Raw genomic sequence first — 2,052 nt, 5'->3', positions numbered from 1 at the left:
CAGGCCGCGCCGGGAGGGATCAGCGCACTTCCTGGATGCGGATCTGGTTGCCGGCGGGGTCGCGGAAGGCGCAGTCGCGCACTCCGTACGGCTGCTCGGTCGGCTCCTGGACGACCTCGGCATCGCCGGCCTGCAGCTTCTCGAAAGTGGCGTCGAGGTCCTCGGTGGCCAGGAGGATCCAGCCGTAGGTGCCCTTGGCCATCATCTCGGCGACGGTGCGGCGCTCGTCCTCGGTGATGCCCGGATCGGCGGCCGGCGGTGCCAGGAGGATGGAGGTGCCGGGCCGGCCGGCGGGGCCGACCGTGATCCAGCGCATCGTGCCGGTTCCGACGTCCTTACGGACCTCGAAACCGAGGGTGTCGCGGTAGAACGCCAGGGACGCCTCGGGGTCGTCGTGCGGGAGCACGCTGGTGTGAATGGTGATGTCCATGGCGCTCACGCTAGCGGCGGCTCGGGGGTGCGGGCTTCTCGATTCCTGACCGGTCTGGTGACCTGTTTCGCCACGCACGGCGGCACCCCCTCCGCCCCGCTCCCGGCCTGCCGCCGGTACACGCTGGGCGGCATCCCGACCAGCTCCGTGAAGCGGGTGCTGAAGGTGCCGAGCGAGGAGCAGCCCACCTCGAAACAGACGTCGGTGACGCTGAGGTCGCCGCGGCGCAGCAGCGCCATCGCCCGCTCGATCCGGCGTGTCATCAGGTAGCTGTACGGCGACTCCCCGTAGGCGAGCCGGAACTGGCGGCTGAGGTGCCCGGCCGACATGTTCACACCGCGGGCGAGCGCCTCGACGTCCAGCGGCTGCGCGTACTCCCGGTCGATCCGGTCACGCACCCGGCGCAGCCGGGCGAGGTCACGCAGGTACTGGGCCTCGGCGGGTCGGCTCGTCACGAGGGTGATCGTGCCACGGCGGCCGGGCCGCCGCAGCCGGATTCACCGGGCGGCGGGCTCCCAGGCGAATCCGTCGGGGTCGGTGAAGGGCCCGCTGTCCCCGGCGATCGTGAGCCGGTGCGATCCGGTGCCCTCGGGAGAGACACCGGCGTCCTCGGCGAGGGCGCGACGACCGTACAGGCCCAGCTTGACGGGGCTCGACGGCGTATCGAAATCGACGTACCTGCGGCCGAAGCTCTTTCCCACGGCGAGGCCGCGCTCCACGTAGTACCGCTTGCTCGCGAGGACGTCGTCGACGCCCAGCAGGAGCACGAACCGGTCGATCCCGCGGGTGGCCGGGCCCTTGTCCTTCTTCTTCGAGGTGGCGATCTTCCACAGGGCGCCGTCCGGGGCGCGTACGACGCCGCCGTAGCCCCAGAACGACTTCGTGGCGGGCTTCACCGGCCGGGCCCCGGCGTCGAGGGCGGCGCCGATGAAGCCGTCGACGGTGGCGGGCCCGGACACCGTGAGCGACAGCGTGCAGCCGCGGAAACCGGCCGTAGGCGCCTCCGAGGCCCGTACGCGCAGCTCGGGGCCCAGCCCGAAGGCGGTGGCGTAGAACTCTTCGGCGGCGGCGGGGTCGGTCACATCGAGAATGACGGATACGGGAGAAGTCATATGAGGAAGCTAGAGCGGCTCCGCGCCGTGTGCTTCTTGATTCCTGACCGGTCCTGACCGGTCCTGCCCGGTCCTGCCCGGTGGGGCCGGTGGGGCCGGTGGGGCCGGTGCTCAGAAATCGAAGGCGAGATCCCTGCTCACGCGGCTGGCCGACGCCAGCAGGCTCTCCCTGAGCTGCCTGGTGCGGTACATCCGGTCCGCCCGGAAGGAGACTCCGAGCGAGCCGAGCTTCGTGCCGCTGCGGACGGGGACCGCGATGCAGGTCGTGCCGAGGTCGTACTCCTCCCGGTCCATCATCACCGGCGTCGGGGCCGGTGATTCGAGCTGCCGGATGAGCTCCTCCCGGTGGGTGATCGTGCGCGGTGTGAGGTCGGCGAGATCGTGCCGCGCCAGGTAGTCGCGGCGCGCCTCGCCGTCCAGCTCGCGCAGGACGCACTTGCCCAGGGCCGTGGCGTGCCCGGCGTCCTTGAAGCCCACCCAGAGGTCGGCCTTCGGTGCCTTCGGGCCGTC

At 71.5% G+C, this 2,052-nt stretch carries 4 protein-coding genes; all 4 read right to left on the bottom strand.

The window, feature by feature from the left end:
* Positions 1-19: 19 nt before the first annotated feature.
* Positions 20-430 (bottom strand): VOC family protein, encoded by a 411-nt coding sequence (locus VN520_RS08180; RefSeq protein ID WP_325746184.1) that lies wholly within the window; start codon positions 428-430, stop codon positions 20-22.
* A 5-nt stretch (positions 431-435) separates the two neighbouring features.
* The gene (locus VN520_RS08175; protein ID WP_325746183.1) at positions 436-885 is read right to left on the bottom strand and encodes a helix-turn-helix transcriptional regulator; all 450 of its coding nucleotides are present in this window, start codon (positions 883-885) and stop codon (positions 436-438) included.
* Positions 886-927: 42 nt separating this feature from the next.
* Positions 928-1,542 carry a glyoxalase gene (locus tag VN520_RS08170; RefSeq protein ID WP_325746182.1) on the bottom strand — a complete coding sequence of 205 codons (615 nt, stop codon included), beginning with the start codon at positions 1,540-1,542 and terminating at the stop codon, positions 928-930.
* Positions 1,543-1,653: 111 nt separating this feature from the next.
* A partial coding sequence (locus tag VN520_RS08165; protein WP_325746181.1) for an IclR family transcriptional regulator C-terminal domain-containing protein occupies positions 1,654-2,052 on the bottom strand: 399 nt, incomplete at its 5' end.

The organism is Streptomyces sp. (assembly GCF_035563135.1).
Lineage (GTDB): Bacteria > Actinomycetota > Actinomycetes > Streptomycetales > Streptomycetaceae > Streptomyces.
This window is presented reverse-complemented; position numbering and strand designations above follow the sequence as displayed.